The 18,186-nt window shown below is 42.6% G+C and carries 17 protein-coding genes; 13 read left to right on the forward strand and 4 right to left on the reverse strand.

The window, feature by feature from the left end; genetic code table 11:
- Positions 1 to 92: 92 nt before the first annotated feature.
- From HGJ91_RS06180 to HGJ91_RS06190, 3 genes are all read left to right on the forward strand, one after another.
- Positions 93 to 980 (forward strand): cation diffusion facilitator family transporter, encoded by an 888-nt coding sequence (locus tag HGJ91_RS06180; RefSeq protein ID WP_291346836.1) that lies wholly within the window; start codon positions 93 to 95, stop codon positions 978 to 980.
- Between the two features lie 147 nt (positions 981 to 1,127).
- Complete coding sequence (locus tag HGJ91_RS06185; protein WP_291346837.1) at positions 1,128 to 1,562, forward strand: MOSC domain-containing protein; 435 nt, start codon at positions 1,128 to 1,130, stop codon at positions 1,560 to 1,562.
- Positions 1,563 to 1,586: 24 nt separating this feature from the next.
- Complete coding sequence (locus HGJ91_RS06190) at positions 1,587 to 3,317, forward strand: YcaO-like family protein (RefSeq protein ID WP_291346838.1); 1,731 nt, start codon at positions 1,587 to 1,589, stop codon at positions 3,315 to 3,317.
- 2 nt (positions 3,318 to 3,319) lie between these two features.
- Here the strand turns inward: HGJ91_RS06190 and HGJ91_RS06195 are convergent, their stop codons facing one another.
- The 3 genes from HGJ91_RS06195 to HGJ91_RS06205 all read right to left on the reverse strand — a co-directional run bounded on the left by HGJ91_RS06195 (position 3,320) and on the right by HGJ91_RS06205 (position 5,586).
- Positions 3,320 to 4,180 (reverse strand): DMT family transporter, encoded by an 861-nt coding sequence (locus tag HGJ91_RS06195; protein WP_291346839.1) that lies wholly within the window; start codon positions 4,178 to 4,180, stop codon positions 3,320 to 3,322.
- The gene (locus HGJ91_RS06200) at positions 4,177 to 4,641 is read right to left on the reverse strand and encodes a GNAT family acetyltransferase (protein ID WP_291346840.1); all 465 of its coding nucleotides are present in this window, start codon (positions 4,639 to 4,641) and stop codon (positions 4,177 to 4,179) included. Before HGJ91_RS06200 ends, HGJ91_RS06195 begins: the two co-directional genes overlap by 4 nt.
- Before the next feature lie 102 nt (positions 4,642 to 4,743).
- Entirely contained in the window at positions 4,744 to 5,586 is an 843-nt protein-coding gene (locus HGJ91_RS06205; protein WP_291346841.1) for a restriction endonuclease, read from the reverse strand.
- Between the two features lie 338 nt (positions 5,587 to 5,924).
- Between HGJ91_RS06205 and HGJ91_RS06210 the strand changes: the two genes are divergently transcribed.
- From HGJ91_RS06210 to HGJ91_RS06220, 3 genes are read left to right on the forward strand one after another with little or no spacing between them, the layout of a single operon-like run.
- Positions 5,925 to 7,793, forward strand: coding sequence for a bifunctional acetyl-CoA hydrolase/transferase family protein/GNAT family N-acetyltransferase (locus HGJ91_RS06210; protein WP_291346842.1), 1,869 nt, complete (start codon positions 5,925 to 5,927; stop codon positions 7,791 to 7,793).
- 15 nt (positions 7,794 to 7,808) lie between these two features.
- Complete coding sequence (locus HGJ91_RS06215; protein ID WP_291346843.1) at positions 7,809 to 8,441, forward strand: LysE family translocator; 633 nt, start codon at positions 7,809 to 7,811, stop codon at positions 8,439 to 8,441.
- A 49-nt stretch (positions 8,442 to 8,490) separates the two neighbouring features.
- A complete protein-coding gene (locus tag HGJ91_RS06220; RefSeq protein ID WP_291346844.1) occupies positions 8,491 to 9,726 on the forward strand; it encodes a nucleotide disphospho-sugar-binding domain-containing protein in 1,236 nt (411 codons plus the stop codon).
- Here the strand turns inward: HGJ91_RS06220 and HGJ91_RS06225 are convergent.
- Positions 9,697 to 10,119, reverse strand: coding sequence for a universal stress protein (locus HGJ91_RS06225; RefSeq protein ID WP_291346845.1), 423 nt, complete (start codon positions 10,117 to 10,119; stop codon positions 9,697 to 9,699). The two genes, HGJ91_RS06220 and HGJ91_RS06225, sit on opposite strands and share 30 nt — an antisense overlap.
- A gap of 174 nt (positions 10,120 to 10,293) precedes the next feature.
- Here HGJ91_RS06225 and HGJ91_RS06230 point away from each other — a divergent pair, with 174 nt between their 5' ends.
- The 7 genes from HGJ91_RS06230 (at position 10,294) to HGJ91_RS06260 (ending at position 18,169) form a co-directional block, all read left to right on the forward strand.
- Positions 10,294 to 11,547 carry an aminotransferase class I/II-fold pyridoxal phosphate-dependent enzyme gene (locus HGJ91_RS06230; RefSeq protein WP_291346846.1) on the forward strand — a complete coding sequence of 418 codons (1,254 nt, stop codon included), beginning with the start codon at positions 10,294 to 10,296 and terminating at the stop codon, positions 11,545 to 11,547.
- Between the two features lie 3 nt (positions 11,548 to 11,550).
- Positions 11,551 to 12,717 carry a homoserine O-acetyltransferase gene (locus tag HGJ91_RS06235; protein WP_291346847.1) on the forward strand — a complete coding sequence of 389 codons (1,167 nt, stop codon included), beginning with the start codon at positions 11,551 to 11,553 and terminating at the stop codon, positions 12,715 to 12,717.
- Complete coding sequence (gene metW, locus HGJ91_RS06240) at positions 12,707 to 13,321, forward strand: methionine biosynthesis protein MetW (protein WP_291346848.1); 615 nt, start codon at positions 12,707 to 12,709, stop codon at positions 13,319 to 13,321. The genes HGJ91_RS06235 and metW overlap by 11 nt, the downstream gene beginning before the upstream one ends.
- Positions 13,322 to 13,323: 2 nt before the next feature.
- The gene (gene nadA / locus HGJ91_RS06245) at positions 13,324 to 14,370 is read left to right on the forward strand and encodes a quinolinate synthase NadA (protein ID WP_291346849.1); all 1,047 of its coding nucleotides are present in this window, start codon (positions 13,324 to 13,326) and stop codon (positions 14,368 to 14,370) included.
- Positions 14,371 to 14,507: 137 nt separating this feature from the next.
- A complete protein-coding gene (locus tag HGJ91_RS06250) occupies positions 14,508 to 15,512 on the forward strand; it encodes a methyltransferase (protein ID WP_291346850.1) in 1,005 nt (334 codons plus the stop codon).
- A gap of 39 nt (positions 15,513 to 15,551) precedes the next feature.
- A complete protein-coding gene (locus tag HGJ91_RS06255; RefSeq protein WP_291346851.1) occupies positions 15,552 to 16,967 on the forward strand; it encodes an aminotransferase class V-fold PLP-dependent enzyme in 1,416 nt (471 codons plus the stop codon).
- A 212-nt stretch (positions 16,968 to 17,179) separates the two neighbouring features.
- Positions 17,180 to 18,169, forward strand: a complete 990-nt coding sequence (locus tag HGJ91_RS06260; protein WP_291346852.1) for an SPFH domain-containing protein — start codon at positions 17,180 to 17,182, stop codon at positions 18,167 to 18,169.
- The last annotated feature ends 17 nt before the right edge of the window (positions 18,170 to 18,186 follow it).

Below are 18,186 nucleotides of genomic sequence, written 5' to 3' on the forward strand. Positions count from 1 at the left end.
TTCTAAATAGCACCGATATAATATCTTTTCAAGATCAAACCTTTTTAACCAAGCCACTTTATTTAAGCCTATTTTTGGACTATACTATTTAAATGAATAAAAAAATCCAAATCCAAAATATCACCCTGATAGGTCTTGTGGTAAATATTCTCCTTTCCGCCATTAAATTTTTAATTGGATTTTTTGGCAACAGCCAGGCGGTTGTGGCAGACGCCCTGCACAGCTTTTCAGACACAACTTCCGACCTGGTCATTTTGTTCGGGGTAAAATACTGGACTGCTCCTCCGGATGACGACCACCCATACGGACATCAGAAAATTGAATCTTTTATTACCATTATTATCGGGCTTATCCTTATTCTTGTGGCCTGCACAATTGGATATAACGGTATTATTTCACTACAGGAAAGAAACCAGCATCAATTAAAGTGGATCGTCATTATCGGTCCGCTTATCTCAATTATTATAAAAGAACTCCTTTTCAGGGTAACATACAAGGTTGGAATTAAAACCAATTCTTCTTCCCTTAAAGCCAATGCCTGGCACCATAGAACCGATGCATTGTCCTCCATTCCCGTCCTTGTTGCAGTGGTTGCATCTTTAATAGATCCAAGATTAGGATTTCTGGACCATATCGGTGCCATCGTAGTATCGGCTTTTATCATTAAAATAGGCCTGGAAATATTTTTCACCAATATCAATGATCTTTTGGACACTGGAATTTCAAAGGAAAAAATTATTGAAATAGAAAAAACCATAAACACGATACAAAATGTCAGGGGGGTTCACAAATTAAGAACCCGGAAACTTGCCAATTATATTTATATTGATCTTCACCTGGAAGTTGACGGGGAATTGTCTGTTATCCGGGGTCATGATATATCTGAAGAGGTAAAACAGACGCTTATTCAAAACAATCCGAAAATCATCGATGTCATGATTCATCTGGAACCTGAAAGAAATTCATCCGATTTAGAATAAATTGGGTTTTTCCCACCATACGTTCAAAGGTGTTTTTTGCGAATTTTTGTCCGACTTGTTTTATATTGTATCTTTATACTACAATGTGATATAAACACACCCCTATGTTAAAATTTATTAATTTAATTATTTTTCAGGAGAAGACAGGTGAAGATAGTCTCCATAGCCATCAGCAAAAAAAAAGGCACAACCAAAAAATGTATTGAAAAAGCTGAACTAATTGAAAACCACGGGATCAAAGATGATGCCCACGCAGGCGACTGGCACAGGCAGTTAAGCTTTCTGGCTTCGGAAAGCATTAAAAATGCCAGCAGCGAGGAGTTTAAATTAAACTTTGGAGATTTTGCTGAAAATATTGCCACAACCGGGATTGATTGGAAAAGCCAGCCCATCGGCCAGGTTTTCAAACTCGGGGAAAAAGCGCTTGCCGAAATTACCCAGATCGGAAAAGAATGCCATAAAAAATGTGCCATATATTATCGAACCGGGGATTGCATTATGCCCAAAGAAGGTGTATTCGCTAAGATCCTCAAAGGCGGAACAATTAAGGTCGGGGATAAAATAAAGCGGGTCAACAAATAAAGGAAACCGTGTGAAGGACAATTCATGGATTATAAAATTGAGCTGAAGGATGCCCTCAAAGGCTATACATATGACCAGGACAAGATCGTGTCTCCTGAAGAGACGGTGGCAAAATTTAAAGAAAAAACAGCCAAACTGAATCTTGATATTTTAAACCGGACCCGGAGGATTGATAACGGACGGTTGGGCATACCGGTTTTTTTCAGTGAATGCGGCACTGACGCCCAAAATGTGGTCGGAACCAAAAAACAGATGGGTAAAGGCGGGACACCCGAGCAGGCAGAAGCCAGTGCAGTGATGGAACTTGCAGAACGGTTCAGCTTTTTTTCTTTTATGAAAAAAGAGAAAAACTTCTTTTATTCTACCTCAAAGGAGTTGGGAGAAAAAGCACTTTCCTACGAACAGATCATTAAATCTGTTCATGACAACAAAGAAGATGCATTAAAAGTAAAACAAATCTTTGATAGCCTGCCCTTAAAATGGACCAGAGGATATAATCTGACAAAAAAACAAGACGTCCTGATTCCCTTTAACTGGTTCTACATGATTAATGAATTTAATGGACCCAGTGCCGGAAATTGTACGGAAGAAGCTTTAAGCCAGGGGATTTGCGAACTGGTCGAACGTCATACCTCTTCCCTTATCAGCCATAAGACCTTAACTGTTCCCGGAATCAACCTTGATTCTTTTACCGATCCTCTGGTCATTGAAATGCTGAACAATTATAAAAAAGAAGGCATAAAGGTTTATGCGTCTGATTTTTCTCTGGATACAGGCATACCCACCATTGGTGTTCTTGCCTGGGACCCTGCCACCTTTCCTGACATGAGTGAAATCGTCTGGACTGCCGGAACATCGCCCGACCCCGAAAAGGCCATGAGCCGTGCTCTTACGGAAACAGCCCAGCTTGCCGGAGACTTTAATTCAGGCGCCAATTATGTGGCCAGCGGTCTACCCAAATTCACCAACATTGAAAATGCCCGATTTATCACCCGTCCTGAAAAAATGATCAACATAAATACATTACCTGACCTTTCAGACAATAATATTAAAACCGAGGTGGAAACCCTGATCCAGACACTGGATAAAAAAGGATATCAGGTTCTTGCCATCAGCACCCTGCATGAAACACTTGAGGTTCCGGCTTTTTATGCCATCATTCCCGGGGCACATTTCAGAGAAAGAGCGGCTGCCGCCAGCGTGGGTATGTTTTCCGCCAGATTAATTACGGAAAGTTTTGATCCTGTACAGGCCCTGTCAAGACTGGATGATCTGGAAAAGGCCTTACCCGGAAAATACTATACAAGTTTTTACAAGGGCCTGATGCTCAACGCCATTTATGACCAGGCGGGCGCTTTAGAAGAATTCGAAACTGCCCTGGAAAGAGACCCTGAAAAATTAAACCTGCCGGATATCTGTTCTCACATGGGGGCATGCTTAAAAGATCTTGAACAATATGAAAGAGCTATCGAAATATGCAGACAAGGCCTTGAAATTGACGAACAGCGGCCGGATATATTTAACACCATGGGCGTCTGCCATTTTATGCTGAAAAACCATGAAACCGCCATCACCTGTTTTGAAAATGCACTTGAAGTGGACCCCTCCCTTGCCATCAACTATGCCAATATCGGTTCAAATTACAGGGAACTGGGAGACATCAAGCTGGCTGTTGAATACTATGAAATGGCCCTGAAAATAGATCCATCCATTACATTTGCCAGAGATAATATTAAAAAATTGAAAACTAAATAGCTTTATCCGAACAGGCTGATAATTCCAGCCCCTGTGATCATGATAATGCCGCCGGCAAAACCAAGCGTTTTGATGTTCTCTTTAAACACCAGAATGCCGATCAACATAGTGAACAATACGCCCAGCCGCCTTACCGAAGAGACATATGCCACCGGCCCAAGGCTTATGGCAGTATAGTATGATAAAACAGTTAATGTGCTGAAAAAAGCCGGCCACAGGGTCTTTTTTAATTTAAAAAAAGAAAAATTGCCCTTATCCGACCAGACAGCAAACGGAAATAAAAGCAGGGAAATCAGGCCAGTCTCAGACACCGCCCAGAACAAAGCATCGGTCTGATTCACACCGATTTTATGAAAACTTGAACTCACACCCCAGATACAGGCTACCGCCAGCATCACCATGGAACTTTTATCCTTGAAAACGCTCTTAACCGGAGATAAAAACCCATCCCATGTTTCCATATTGAGGATATAAGATCCAAACACCACTACCAGGACGCCTGAAATACCGGTCAATGATAAATTTTCATGGACAAGTACCGGTGTTACAAACAGCTGAACCACTGGAATGAAACACAGCATGGGAATAGTTTTTGACAAATCACCGGTTTTAATGGACCAAAGGTATAATACGGTTGCCAGGGAATCCAGAATGGCTGCAATAATCAAAATCCCTACAAACGATATTGTGACGGTATGACAATTCAAAAAAATAACATTAAGGGCAAAAATAATAAGGAACATGAAAAAATTAAGCCCCCAGCTCATAAATGCTGAAGAAAGGTCTTTCCCGGCCTTTTTTACGGCAACTTCCCTTAAGCTCAGGGTGATGGACGATATAAACGCAAGAACAAACCAGTTCATTCCATTTTATTATCATTCATTTTTATGAAAGGAAACCTTTGATCTGGTTCCAGACGTTTGCCAAAACTCACGACATCGTCAATTTTAAACCCGATGGTTTTGTAGAATTCGATTACCCCGGCATTTGTACGTCGGACCTGAAGATTGATTTTGGGGCAGCCCAGTGCCCGAAGCCCGGCTTCTGCTTTATCCATCATCTGCCTGGCAATCCCTGTACGCTGATCCTGTGGACGGACAGCAAGATAGTTGATCCAGCCACGATGACCGTCGTATCCGGCCATGACGGTGGCAATGATATGGTCCCCGGAACAGCCGACAAGGAAAAGGTTTGACTGCACCTTGAGTTTTCGTTGTATGTCACGATGCGGATTGTTCCAGGAAACAACAAGACCGCAGTCACTCCACAATTGAACAACGGCTTTTTCATCTGACAGCACAAATGGCCTGATGTTTAGTTTCATGATATACTCACAACTCCTAACGGTTGAGTTCAGGGACCGCCGACCCACGGAAGGGAATGGGGACGGCAAAGCCGCTCCCCGCGGTCCGCTGCAATGAAAGGGTTAAATGTCGGCAAACCAAGACTTATTGATTTGGACCTTTTCAACTATTTCGATTGCGACACCTAAAGTCAATTCTTTTAGCTTCTGGGCAAATTCATTACCATCGACCAAATCTATTGGAGGTGCGCCATCTCTATGAGCTTCAGCTTTAGCACCTCTTGTAAAAGAGGAAGTTGTTATAAAAAGGCCTTTATCTGCGCGCCCTATCATTGCACCTCGAAAGTCTCTGATAGCAGATGATGACACTGGTTTGGAATATCTTTTACATTGAAAGACAACATGGAAGGAAAGAACTCCTCCCATTTTTATAACACCAACACCATCGATGCCCCCATCTCCTGATTTTCCGGTAACTTCAACATTGGAAAAACCCAACTCACGAAGAAGTCTCTGGCTTAACCTTTCAAAAGCATCCGGTTCAACCGACTTCAAAACGGACACTAACTCTTCTTCCCAGCCCAATTCTTCGACAGAATTATCAATTTTTTCCGATACAATTTTTTCAATAACAGTTTTTGAATCATCAAGATTCTTTACAAAGCGATTAACCGTTGCTTTTTTGACAATTTCAATAGATCGTCCTTTTGAAGTCAGCGCCCAAACAGCCCTTGCAGAATTTTCAATGAGCCCAAATCGTTTGAGATAGTTTTTCGCCCATGCTGTCCTATAAGTTAATTTGCTTCTATTCCCTCGATGAATGTCTTCAACTTCTTCATCAGAAAGTTTCAGGATTTCAGCTATCTTTTCTTCAATTTCCGAATTTGTACCAGACCCACCTAACTGATGTAGAGCTTTCAGCAATGGGTTGTAAAGGTCATCATATTTGTATTTAAAAATAGACATTTTGAAATTCCTTTAGCTTTAGACATTTAACGGCGTTAATAAATGGAAAACTTTCCATGATATTGGTTGTAATAGATACTATAATTTTCCACTTATTTTCATAATAATGACAAAAATATGGAGAATTATATGGCGCTATAAAATTTTACTTATTTTTTCCATTTATCATGCTATTATCATATTCGGCATGGAAAACAAATCAAAATTTCGTTCCAATCCAAAGCTCAAATCGATGGATCAGAACCGGGAGATTCTGCAATCTCAGATTGGGCCGGGAATGGAGATATCACGTCATGAAGTCGAGTTTAAAGGTCTGAATTTGTAAAGACAGAGGATATATGATGCTTAAAAAAACACCCTCATGGAAAAAAAAGGTTGTCTCTCCGGGCGATGTATTAAAAAAAATTGAACCGGGAATGAACATCTTCATCGGCACGGGTGCTGCAGAACCCCGAACCCTTGTGAACTGCCTCATGCATACCAAAGGATACGGGCTGCAGGATCTGACCCTGATCCAGCTTGTCAGTTTCGGAGATGCCATTTCATATAAGGCATTACAATCTAAAAGATACCGCCTTAAAACCTTTTTCTCCGGGTGGGTATCGGCTGAAGCCATCTCAGCCGGCCAGGTGGATCTGGTCCCCTCAAGATTTTCAGCCATCCCCTTGCTCATGAAGGAAGGACAGATTCCCATTGATATTGCCTTTGTTCAGATAACACCTCCCAACCGGGCCGGCTATTGCAGTCTGGGTGTAGGAGTTGATGTGGCCCGAAGGGCAATGGCACAGGCTGATCTTGTGGTGGGTGAAGTCAACCATGAAATCCCTTTTACTTTTGGAGATACCTTTGTTCCTTTTGATGCATTTGACATGATCATTGAATCCATTGATCCTCCGTTTTATTTCCCCCGGTTCCCGGTGGACCCTGTCTTTGACAAGCTGGCTGCCACTGTTGCATCGGTCATTGAGGACGGCAGCTGCCTTGCCTTTACGTTTGGCCCGATTTTCGAGGCCCTGCCCAAACACCTTGCAGATAAAAAAGATCTGGGAATTCATACCCCGTTTTTTACAGATGCATTAATGGAACTGGTTAAAAGTGGTGCGGTAAGCAACCGGAAAAAAGGCCTTTTCAAGGGAAGGTCTTTAACAGCTTATGCCCTTGGCAGCAGAGAGCTGATGCAGTTTCTTGACAAAAACCCCATTGTTGAATTTCAAAGCATTGACAAAGTCTTCAACCCCATGGAGATTGGACAGAATCATCGATTTGTACTGATTATCCCGGCAAGACGCGTTGATCTTTCAGGCCGTGTCACCCTGCATAACAGCAAAGGAAATGTTACGGCAGGTCCCGGTCAGATGGCAGACTTTTTTAATGGCGCTGAAATCTCCCAGGGTGGCTACACCATTATAGCCCTTCCCAGCCAAAATCGTCAGGGAACTCCCAATATCCGCCTCTCAGTAGAAGACTCTCCTGACTTACTAAGCCTTCCCGAATCCATTGATCTTGTGGCAACAGAACAGGGAATTGCCCATTTACGGGGGAAAACCTTAAGAGAACGAGCCCAGGCCCTTATTGAAATTGCCCACCCTGAGGACCGGCCCGAACTGGTTGAAGGGGCAAAAAAAATAAATATCCTGTATAAGGATCAAATCTTTCTAGCAGACAGCACTCGTTTTTATCCTGCCGATATTGAGACCCGGCATATGTTCAAAAATAATATTAATATCCGTTTCAGGGCCATTAAACCGTCTGATGAAGACCAGATGAGACGATTATTTTATAGATTTTCCGATAAGGCCATCTACTACCGGTATTTCAGCCCCATAAAAACCATGCCCCATGAAAAAACGCAGGAATACGTAAATGTTGACTATCGGGATGTACTCTCCATTGTTGCCCTTGTAGGTGAACCGGGACAACAGACCATTATTGCCGAAGCCAGATTTGCCAAGCATCAAAACAAACCTCTTGTGGACATTGCATTTGTCGTTGATGAGGTATATCAGGGATACGGGATTGCCACCTACCTGTATCAGATGCTGGCAAGATTGGCGAAAGACAGGGGTGCACAGGGCATGACCGCTGATGTTCTCGCATCAAACCGGGCCATGCTCAAAGTATTTGAAAAAGGCGATTTCCCGGTTCAGGCCAAAGTGGAACAAGGTGTTTATGCATTAACCATTGATTTAACCACCCCAAAAAACTAGAATAGGACAATAAAAATGACCTTGCAATCCTGGCTGATTTACCTGACTCTGGTCTTTGTGGCAACCTTCACACCTGGGCCTGCTGTATTTTTTATCATGACAAAATCAACATTATATGGATGGAAAAAAGCAGGCTTTGCTGCACTTGGAAATATTACCGGTCTTTTTTGCCTTGGGATTATTGCAGTCACTGGTCTTGGGGCAATTTTGAAAACGTCTGCGATTATATTTGATATGGTAAAATTCGCAGGTGCCGCCTACCTGATCTATTTAGGATTGGTACAATTTTTCACCAAAAACTCTGATAATGCCCTGGCAGGCACTCCCTTACCCGCAAAGCCTGTTTCATCCGAGAAAATCTTTTTTCAGGCATTAGGTGTTGCTATCAGCAATCCAAAAGCCATTATATTTTTGACCGCCTTATTCCCACAGTTTCTTGATGTAAGTAAAGCTCTGGCCCCGCAGTTTTTCATTTTGGTATCTGTGCTGATGACCTCTTCATTCTGCTTTTTAATGTTCTATGCCATTGTCGCACACAAAATAAAAGACTGGTTAATAGACCCCTCAAGGATAAATCTATTTAGAAAAGTCACGGGATCTGTTTTTATTAGTTTTGGAGTATTGCTCGCCACAGCATCAAAGGACTGAAGTTCTTCCTGGGTAATAATACGGATATCAAATCCTAAAGGTGACTTAAATGAGAATAGTACTTGCAACCTGTGGGTCCAGAGGAGATGTTCAGCCCATGATCGCTCTTTCCCTGGCTTTACAATCTGCAGGACATGATGTTCTTCTTGTGGGCCCCCCGGAAAAAGCTCTGTGGGCAAGGCAACTGGGATGTCCATACAAAAAATTCGGCGCGGATATTACCGCTATTTTAAACGATATGAAGGATGCTGTCAGCCTTCGTACGAACATTGCTTCTTTTTTTTTAGTACGGCAGGAGTTGCATTCTCAATTTAAAGTCCTGCCCCAAATCATAAGAAATACAGATCTGGTCATTGGGTCATCGCTAATGTTTGCTTTGTCCTCAATTGCGCAGGCCATGAATATAAAGTATCGTTTTGTGGCCTTTACCCCGCAGCTTTTCCCCTCCGCGTATCATCCGTTTTTAACCATAAAAACTCAAATGCTTCCTCATTGGTGCAATGGAATGTCCTGGAAAATTGCCACCCTGCTGGACAAGTTCAACTTGACCTTTTTGATAAACCGGTACAGAAAAAAAATGGGGTTGGCACCCATTGATACTGCATGGGATCATATTTTAGGAGACCATACCATTGTTGCCTGCGACGAAGAGGTTGCCAAGGTGCCATTGGATGTTAAAAAGACCTTTGTTCAAACCGGATATCTGCACCTGGACTTACCCGCCGAAACCCAACCGGAGCTTGACAGATTTCTTAAAAAGGGAGAAAAGCCAATCTATGCCGGATTTGGAAGTATGCCCCCCAAAGACCAGGCCAAAAATATCCCTTTGCTTGTAACCGCAGCAAAGCGCGTTGGCAAACGAATTATTATTGCTAAGTTCTGGGAAAACTTGTCAGAACATAAATTTTCCCGGGATGTCTTTTTTATTAAAAACTATCCCCATTTAAAACTTTTCCCCAAAACAGCCGCAGTCATCCATCACGGAGGTGCCGGGACAACTGCCGCCGCAGCCATATCAGGTGTTCCTCAAGTGATTATCCCACATATCCTGGATCAATACTTTCACGGACAAAAAATTTATAGATCCAATATGGGAGCAAAACCTATCTGGCGTTCAAAATTAACCGCAGATAAATTAGCCTCGGCTCTGGAAAATTGCCTTTCCAACCCAAAAATTAAACAAGCTGCTAAAAAAACAGGAGAATCAATTAATCGGAACAAATCTTTACAATTAACCGTTAAAACAATTGAGCGGTCATTTTGCTATAAAAACAGGGCACTCTGATTTATGAAGCACCTGGTGAGCAACACTGCCAAGAAACAATCCGGTAAAATTCGTAATCCCTCTTGACCCCATAACAATCAGGTCGATTTTCTCAATTTTTGCCACATCAGGTATTCGGTTTCCCGGAGCCCCTTCAAGAATCCGTACATCAAACTTCACTTCTCCCTGCTCAAGGATTTTTATAAACGGTTCAACAAGCTCTTCAGATGCTTTGTTGATTTCATTAATCGCCTGCTGGAAATAGGGTTCTGCCAAGACAATCGGGAACCTGGCATGGCAATGCAGCAGGACAATCCTGGCATCTAAAAGTTTTGCAAGTTTAATGGCATACTCGGTTGAACGGATTGAATGGTCTGACCCGTCAACAGGGTTCAGTATTATTTTGATTTCCATCATATCCTCCTTTCCAGCCTGTTGTCAGGCTGGCATAGATATAGGATAAGTATACTATTGTCCTAACACGATGTCACTTAATTTATTAAAAAACAAAGTAAATATTGACAATGCCTACCACAATGTGATACTTAGAATCCCTTTAAACAACCTTCCGAATTAAGGGAAACAATCATGAGCAAAAAAGGAGATTACCATTTTGAAACAAGAGTGATTCATGAAGGGTTAAAAGATACTCCCTGGGAAGGCGCCACTCTCCCTCCTATTTTTCAGACTGCTGCCCATTACCATGAGAGTGCGGACAGCTTGAGCAAAACATTTGCCGGCCAGACCCAGGATCATATTTATATGCGGTTGAGCAATCCTACAAATCGGTTTCTTGAACAGAAACTTTCCTCCCTGGAATCAGGAGCAGGCGCTGTTGTGACCGGCTCCGGCATGGCAGCCATTAACAATGCCTGCATGACCCTGCTTTCCTCCGGAGATGAATTTGTCGCCAGCCAGTCCCTTTTCATGTCTACATATACGCTGTTTACAACTATTTTTAAAAAATACGGCGTCAGTGTAAAGCTTGTTGATCCGCTGAATCCTGATGAAATTGAGCAGGCTATCAACGAAAAGACCCGGTTTGTCTATATGGAAACCATTACCAATCCGGGAATGGAAATTACCGATATCAAAAGCATTGCCGGCATTGCCCATGAAAGGGGTATCCCGCTTCTGATGGATAATACATTAGCTTCACCCTGGCTTTGCAGACCCATTGAACTGGGTGCAGACATTGTGTTGCATTCAACAACCAAGTACCTGTCAGGTCATGGTGCAGCCCTGGGGGGTGTGGTGGTGGACGGCGGGAACTTTGACTGGGCCCGGGAAAAATTCTCTGATTTTGCTCCCTTTGTTGAACAAAAAGGGAATCTTGCATTTCTGCACAGACTGTTCAAAGAGTATCATATCAACCTTGGCACCACTCCAGCTCCGTTTCATTCTTTTCTTACCGCCATTGGATTAAACACATTAGGCCTTCGCATGGAACGCCACATGGATAATGCGATAAAGGTTGCCGACTTTCTAAAAAAACAGCCAAAGGTTGAATGGGTTAATTTCCCGGGGTTTAAAGACCACAAATGCCGTGAAATCGCCAGAACTCAGTTTAAGAACAAGGGTTACGGTGCCATGCTTACTTTCGGGCTAAAAGACCAGAAATTATGTTTCAGGCTCATCGACCATCTTGATATAATTTTAAACCTGGCCAATCTCGGGGACTGCAAAACCTTGATTATCCATCCCTACTCATCACAGTACATCTCCTTTCCCGAAGACTTGAAAAATAAACTTGCCGATCCCCGGCTACTCAGACTTTCCCTCGGCGTTGAGCATGCACAGGATATTTGCAATGATCTGGCACAGGCGCTGGAGGCTGTTTGACAGATGAGTGAGTATATCGACCGGGATCAGACCGGAACTAGTGTGGGCATTGTTGAAAAACAATTTTTTACCTTTGCTGCTCCGCCTGACAGACTGAAGCTTGAAGGCGGTGCCAGCATCGGTCCTCTCACCATCGCCTATGAAACCTGCGGCACCCTGAACAAGGACAAAACTAATGTTATTCTTGTCCTGCATGCACTCTCAGGCGATTCCCACATGGCAGGATATTATGATCCTGAAGATACCAAGCCGGGCTGGTGGGATATCATGGTGGGTCCTGGAAAAGGGATAGATACGGACAAGTATTTTGTGATCTGCTCCAATATTATCGGATCCTGCGCCGGATCAACAGGCCCCTCATCCACAAATTCTGAAACCACTAAACCATATGGAACCGATTTCCCCCTCATCACCATTGGCGATATGATTGAAACTCAAAAAGCCCTGATCGATCACCTGGAAATCAAATCTCTTTTATCAATGATTGGTGGATCAATTGGGGGCATGCAGGTTCTTGAATGGTGTGTCCGGTATCCGGATATGGTCAAATCCGCCATTCCCCTCGCAACAACCACACGACATTCAGCCCTTGCCATTGCCTTTAATGAAGTTGCACGGCAGGCCATCATGGCTGATCCCAACTGGAACAGCGGGCATTATTATTCAGGCAAAAAACCGGATATGGGTCTTAGCATTGCCAGAATGATCGGACACATCACTTATCTTTCCGATGAGTCCATGCGCCTGAAATTCGGCCGGAAGCTTCAAAACAGGTCTGCATTAAGTTTTGAATTCGGTGCTGAATTCCAGGTGGAAAGTTATCTTCAACACCAGGGCAACAAATTTATTGAACGGTTTGATGCCAATTCTTTTTTATATATCACCAAGGCTGCCGATTATTTTGATCTGGCAAGACAATATGGTTCAGGATCTCTTGTTAAGGCTTTTTCAAAATGCAAATCAAAGTTTCTTGTCGTCTCTTATACCTCTGACTGGCTCTACCCTACCTATCAATCAAAAGAAATGGTCAAAGCCATGAAAAAAAATAATCTGGATGTCAGCTTTTGCGAAATTGATGCCCAGTGGGGGCATGATGCATTCTTACTTCCCAGCGACAGACTCGACAACCTGATCAAGGGCTTTTTAAGGAGTGCATCCCATGACACCTGATCGCTTACGATATGACTTAAAAATCATTGCCTCATGGATCAAGCCTGACTCCAGAATATTAGGTCTTGGTTGTGGAGAAGGAGATCTGCTTTACTGGCTTAAAAAAGAAAAAAATGTCAAGGAAAGGGGCATAGAGATAGAAGAGTCAAAAGTCGCAAAAAGTATTGAAAAGGGAATCTCGGTTTTACAGGGAGACATTAATGAGGAAATTGAAGATTACCCGGACAATGCCTTTGACTATGCCATCTGTTCCCAGACCCTTCAACAGGTCTATGAACCGCCAGGCCTGATCCATTCCATGATGCGGGTGGCAAAAATGGGTGTGGTCAGTTTCCCGAATTTTGGACATATCAAGGTCAGGATGCAATTGGCATTTACCGGCAGAGCGCCGGTGACAAAAGAGCTTCCCTATTCATGGCATGACACCCCTAATATCCGGGTCTTAAGCCTGAATGATTTTGAAAAATTTTCCAGTCAGGTCGGATTTAAAATTCTGAAAAGGGCTGCCATTAATACAAAGAACAACCATCGCCAAGGCAAAATGGTAAATTTTCTGCCCAACCTGTTTGCCACCTATGGCATCTTTTTAATCGGTAAGGAATAAACATGGAAAACACTAAACCAGACAAAGAAATAATTGATAAAATCATCAAAATCAAACAGAAACTTGAAAACAAACTTATCATCTTGACCCATCATTATCAAAGAAAAGAGATCGTTGATCTCGGAGACCACCGGGGAGACTCTTTTGGCCTTTCCCAGCAGGCGGCCAGGGATGAGAGGGCTCAATACATTATTTTTTGCGGAGTCCATTTTATGGCAGAAAGTGCAGCAATTCTTGCCAAAGACCACCAGACCGTACAAATCCCTGATATGGCTGCCGGTTGCTGGATGGCGGATATGGCAGATTCTTACCTGGTTGAAAAGGCCTGGAATGATGTTACCGCCATTGTGGGAAACGATACTATAACTCCCTTGGTTTATATGAACTCTGACGCCTTTATCAAGGCCCATTGCGGGAAAAACCAGGGAGCTGTCTGTACTTCTTCCAACGCGCCCAAAGCCTTTGTATGGGCCTTCAGACAAAGAGAAAAAATCTTTTTCTTCCCGGATGAGCATCTTGGCAGAAATACAGGAAACCATCTCGGTATCCCGGAGGACAAGATGATTGTCTGGGACCCTGAAAAACCATTGGGCGGCAATACTGAACAAGATATTAAAAAGGCCAAAGTCTTTTTATGGAAAGGATATTGCCTGGTTCATACACGGTTTACCACCGATGACATGGAAGCCGTTCGAAAAAACTTTCCTGCCGCAAAAATTGTTGTGCACCCGGAATGCACACAGGAAGTTGTTAAAGCATCTGATGCAGTAGGTTCTACAAGTTTTATCGTCACCTATGTGGCCGATGCCCCGACAGGTTCCACGATCATCATTGGCACGGAAATCAATTTAATCAAACGGCTTGCCACGGAATATCCAGACAAACAGATACTCCCGTTAAAAGAATCATTGTGCCCAAACATGTATAAAATCAATTTAAAAAACCTTTTAACCTGCCTTGAAAATGTTGGAAAAACAAACATTATCACGGTTGATGAAACCATAAAAAAGGATGCCTCTATTGCACTTGAGAATATGCTGAACTTGTAAGATTATAAAGAGCTTTACATTCTGTCTTGTTTGAATCCGGGTTGTCCGATATAATCCTTTTGCACCATTCTTATGACAAAGCAATCATCGGGATTAACATAGTTGATAACCCATGGTTTTTTAAAAAAGGGGGACATATGAAACAGTTTAACTGGAATCCGGGAAGTCTTCTTGAAATGTCAGGATATTACTGGAAAACCTGCGCACTTCATACCGGTGTAAAGCTTGATATTTTCACAGTTATCGGATCGGATGCCTTATCTGTTGATGATATCAATGAAAAGCTGGAAGTAGACAAACGAGGCCTTTCCATGCTTTTAAATGCCCTGTCTGCATTAGAGCTTCTTGTGAAAAAAGATAAAAAATATTCCAATTCACCTCCTGCCTTAACCTTTCTTTCAAAAGGATCACAACAGTATATCGGGTTTATGATCATGCACCACCATCATCTCATGGAATCATGGCATAAAATGGACAAAGCCATTATTGAAGGCAGACCAACCCGAAGCCGGTCTTCTTTTTCCGATGAAGAACGGCGTGAAAGCTTTTTAATGGGTATGTTCAATATCGGCATGGCTGTTGCGCCCGGGCTGTCAAAAGAGCTTGACCTGTCCGGTTGTAAAAGGCTTCTTGATTTTGGCGGAGGCCCTGGAACCTATGCCATTCATTTCTGCCTTGCCAACCCTGAATTAAGCGCGTCTGTCTATGACCTTGAGACCACCCGTCCCTTTGCTGAAAAAACAATCAATAAATTTAATGTTTCTGACCGGGTCGATTTCATATCAGGAAATTATATCGAAGATGAATTTGCTTACTCTGATTCGTTTGATGCTGCCTGGCTCTCCCACATCCTCCATGGGGAAGGGCCGGAACAGGCTCAAGAAATAATTGAAAAGGCAGTTTCGGCTTTAAAACCCAAAAGCAAAATTTATATCCATGATTTTATCTTGAATGACAATATGGACGGCCCGTTATTTCCAGCTCTTTTTTCCATCAATATGTATCTGGGAACACCAGAAGGCCAGTCATACAGCGAAACTGAGATTTCAGACATGCTCAAGGCACACGGAGTAAAAAACATTAAACGGCTTTCTTTTGAGGGGCCGACGCAATCCGGTATTTTAAGCGGTGTCACTTCATAAAGAAAAACGTGATAAAAAATGAAGAAATTGGGATAAACTATGAGTTTCTATGAAGACGGGAAAAATGTTTTAAGCCACCTTGATGAATATTACAATCAAAGTATTAATATAGAAAGACCGGTCATCAGACAGCTGACCATCAGTGAACTTCATGAAAAATTTGGGCTTGCCGCCTCCTTGAAAAACGGGGACTTGTCCGGTGAAAGGCTTGATTCTTTTTTGAAAGACTATCTTGACAATACAACAAGGTTGCACCATCCGGGGTATCTGGCCCACCAGGTAGGGATATCCCATCCAACCGGAGCTCTTGGATCATTGATTGACGGATTTACCAACAATGCCATGGCCATCTACGAAATGGGTCCGGCAGCCGCGGCCATTGAATTTTTTATGATCAACTATTTATTGGAAAAAATCGGGTGGAAACCCATGCCCACTGATATTGAAAAAAGACTGACCTTTTTTCACGGTGGCGGCGTGTTAACCCATGGGGGCTCTCTTGCTAACATGACCGCACTTTTAACCGCCAGAAATCATCTGGACAACACCATTAGAGAAAACGGCAATCCATCTGATCTTGTTATCCTTGCCCCTGAATCCTCCCATTACTCAATCGCAAAGGCGGCAGGGATTATCGGAATTGGTGAAAATAACGTGATTCGCCTTGAGACAGACATCCATGGCCGTGTAATGGTTTCAAGATTAGACAACGCCTTTCAAAAAACTGTCAACAATGGAAAACGGATTGTCACCCTTGTTGCCAATGCCTGTTCCACAGGCACGGGCCTTTATGATCCCATTGATGAAATTGCTGATTTCTGTAAAGAAAAAGGGATATGGTTCCATGTTGACGGTGCCCATGGCGGAAGCGCGCTTTTTTCCAATAAATACAAACCCTATCTTCATGGCATCCTAAAAGCAGACTCCATGATCATTGATGCGCATAAAATGTTAAGAACCCCTGGCATATGTGCTGCTTTGCTGGTAAAAGATGCTGCTGCCCTGGACCATACATTTGAACACAAGGCAAGCTATCTTTTTCATGAAAAAAAACAGCCTGGGTTTGATTTTATCGGACAGGTGATTGAATGTACAAAGGCGGGACTTGGTTTAAAATTTTATATGACACTTGCAGCCATTGGTGAAAAAGGAATGGAAGCCTATATTGACAACACATATGATCTTACCCGGCAGGCGTTTGATTATATAAGTGCACAACCTGATTTTGAAGTGCCTGTGCGACCTGAAAGCAATATTCTCTGTTTCAGATTTGAGGCGCCTGATGATGTCCAGATCATGCTGCGGGATCATTTAATTGAAGAGGGCAATTTTTATATTTCCTCCACTGAATTAAATGCTAAACGGTATCTTAGAATTGTTATTATCAATCCTGCAACAAAAATGAGTGATATCAAAAAACTGGTCTTATCAATCCGAAGTGCGGCCGCAGCTTAATTTTCCTCTTCTTTCTTAAACGAATTACTGTAAATAATTTTTGACTAGTTATATGTCTTGATGTATACTTGCGTTATATATTGAGCTTCCTGCTATATTTATTATTTTTTCATTTGATCTCAAATTCAGTAATAACTTCAAGCGTTAATATTTTATAAGTTCACCAGTTTTTTATACAACACCTGGCATTTATCAATAAGAAAGGATCAGTTATGAAGAATCAGTCTTCGCAGGTATTTCTTCAACGGGCCAGGGTGATGACTTTAATCAGAAGAATGGCATTTATCTGTTTTATTGTCGCACTTTTTTACTCTTTGGCTGCTGTTGTTTATTCAACCAAAGTCATTTATAAGGTCAAGCTCAACTATGCGGTTATCCTTGAGCAGTTCGGCGGGCAACGACAGGCGGTAACAGATGTTGGCTGGCATTTCAGGCTTCCCTTTTTTACAAAGCTTGAAAAAGAAGTTCCTTTAATGAATCAGAACTTGTATCTGGGTGGAAGTTCCGCCCCCATAAAAATTATTTCTAAAGAAAACGTGGCCCTTTGGACTTCTGCTTTGATGACCTTTAAAATAAAAGATTTAAAGGTTTGGGGAATTGAGAACCTTTCTCCTGAAATTCTACTTCAGGGGGACTTTGACGGTATTGCCAAAGACACCCTGCAGGCCAAAAAAGTCAATAACCTGATCAGTGAAAGAGAAAGAATAAAAGAAGAAATTTTCCAGGCGTTGAAAAATCGCCCCATCAACAAAAACGGCCCGACCATTGAAGGCAAATACGGCATTGAGGTAGTCAGTTTCGTGCTCAACGAAACCCGCTTCGGCGACAAACTGGTTGAAGCAACAGAGGAAAAAAAGCGACGTCAGCTTATTGCAGAAGCAGACAATTATGCAGCAGACCAGGAAGCTGACAGAATCAAAAAACTGTATAGGGCATATCTTGAAGGCATCCAATCCCTTCACCTTGCATTGGGAGGATCTGATAAACAGAACGTGAACCCGGCATTATTTGAATTTCTTTCCCAGCAAAAATGGGCCACTGCCTATGAAAAGAACCAGTCAGAGCAAAAAACATTTGTCCTTCATGGAGCAGGGCAGCCGCCATCTCTAACACTGCCTCCTCTGTTTCAAAAAAAAATGAACGCCCCCTTGATAAACAACAAAGAGGAGACTTCACCACGGGCCATTTTAATATCACCTTAACTGCAAGCTGACTTTAT

The sequence above is a fragment of the Desulfobacula sp. genome, assembly GCF_014237455.1.
In the GTDB taxonomy this organism is placed as follows: Bacteria; Desulfobacterota; Desulfobacteria; order Desulfobacterales; family Desulfobacteraceae; genus Desulfobacula.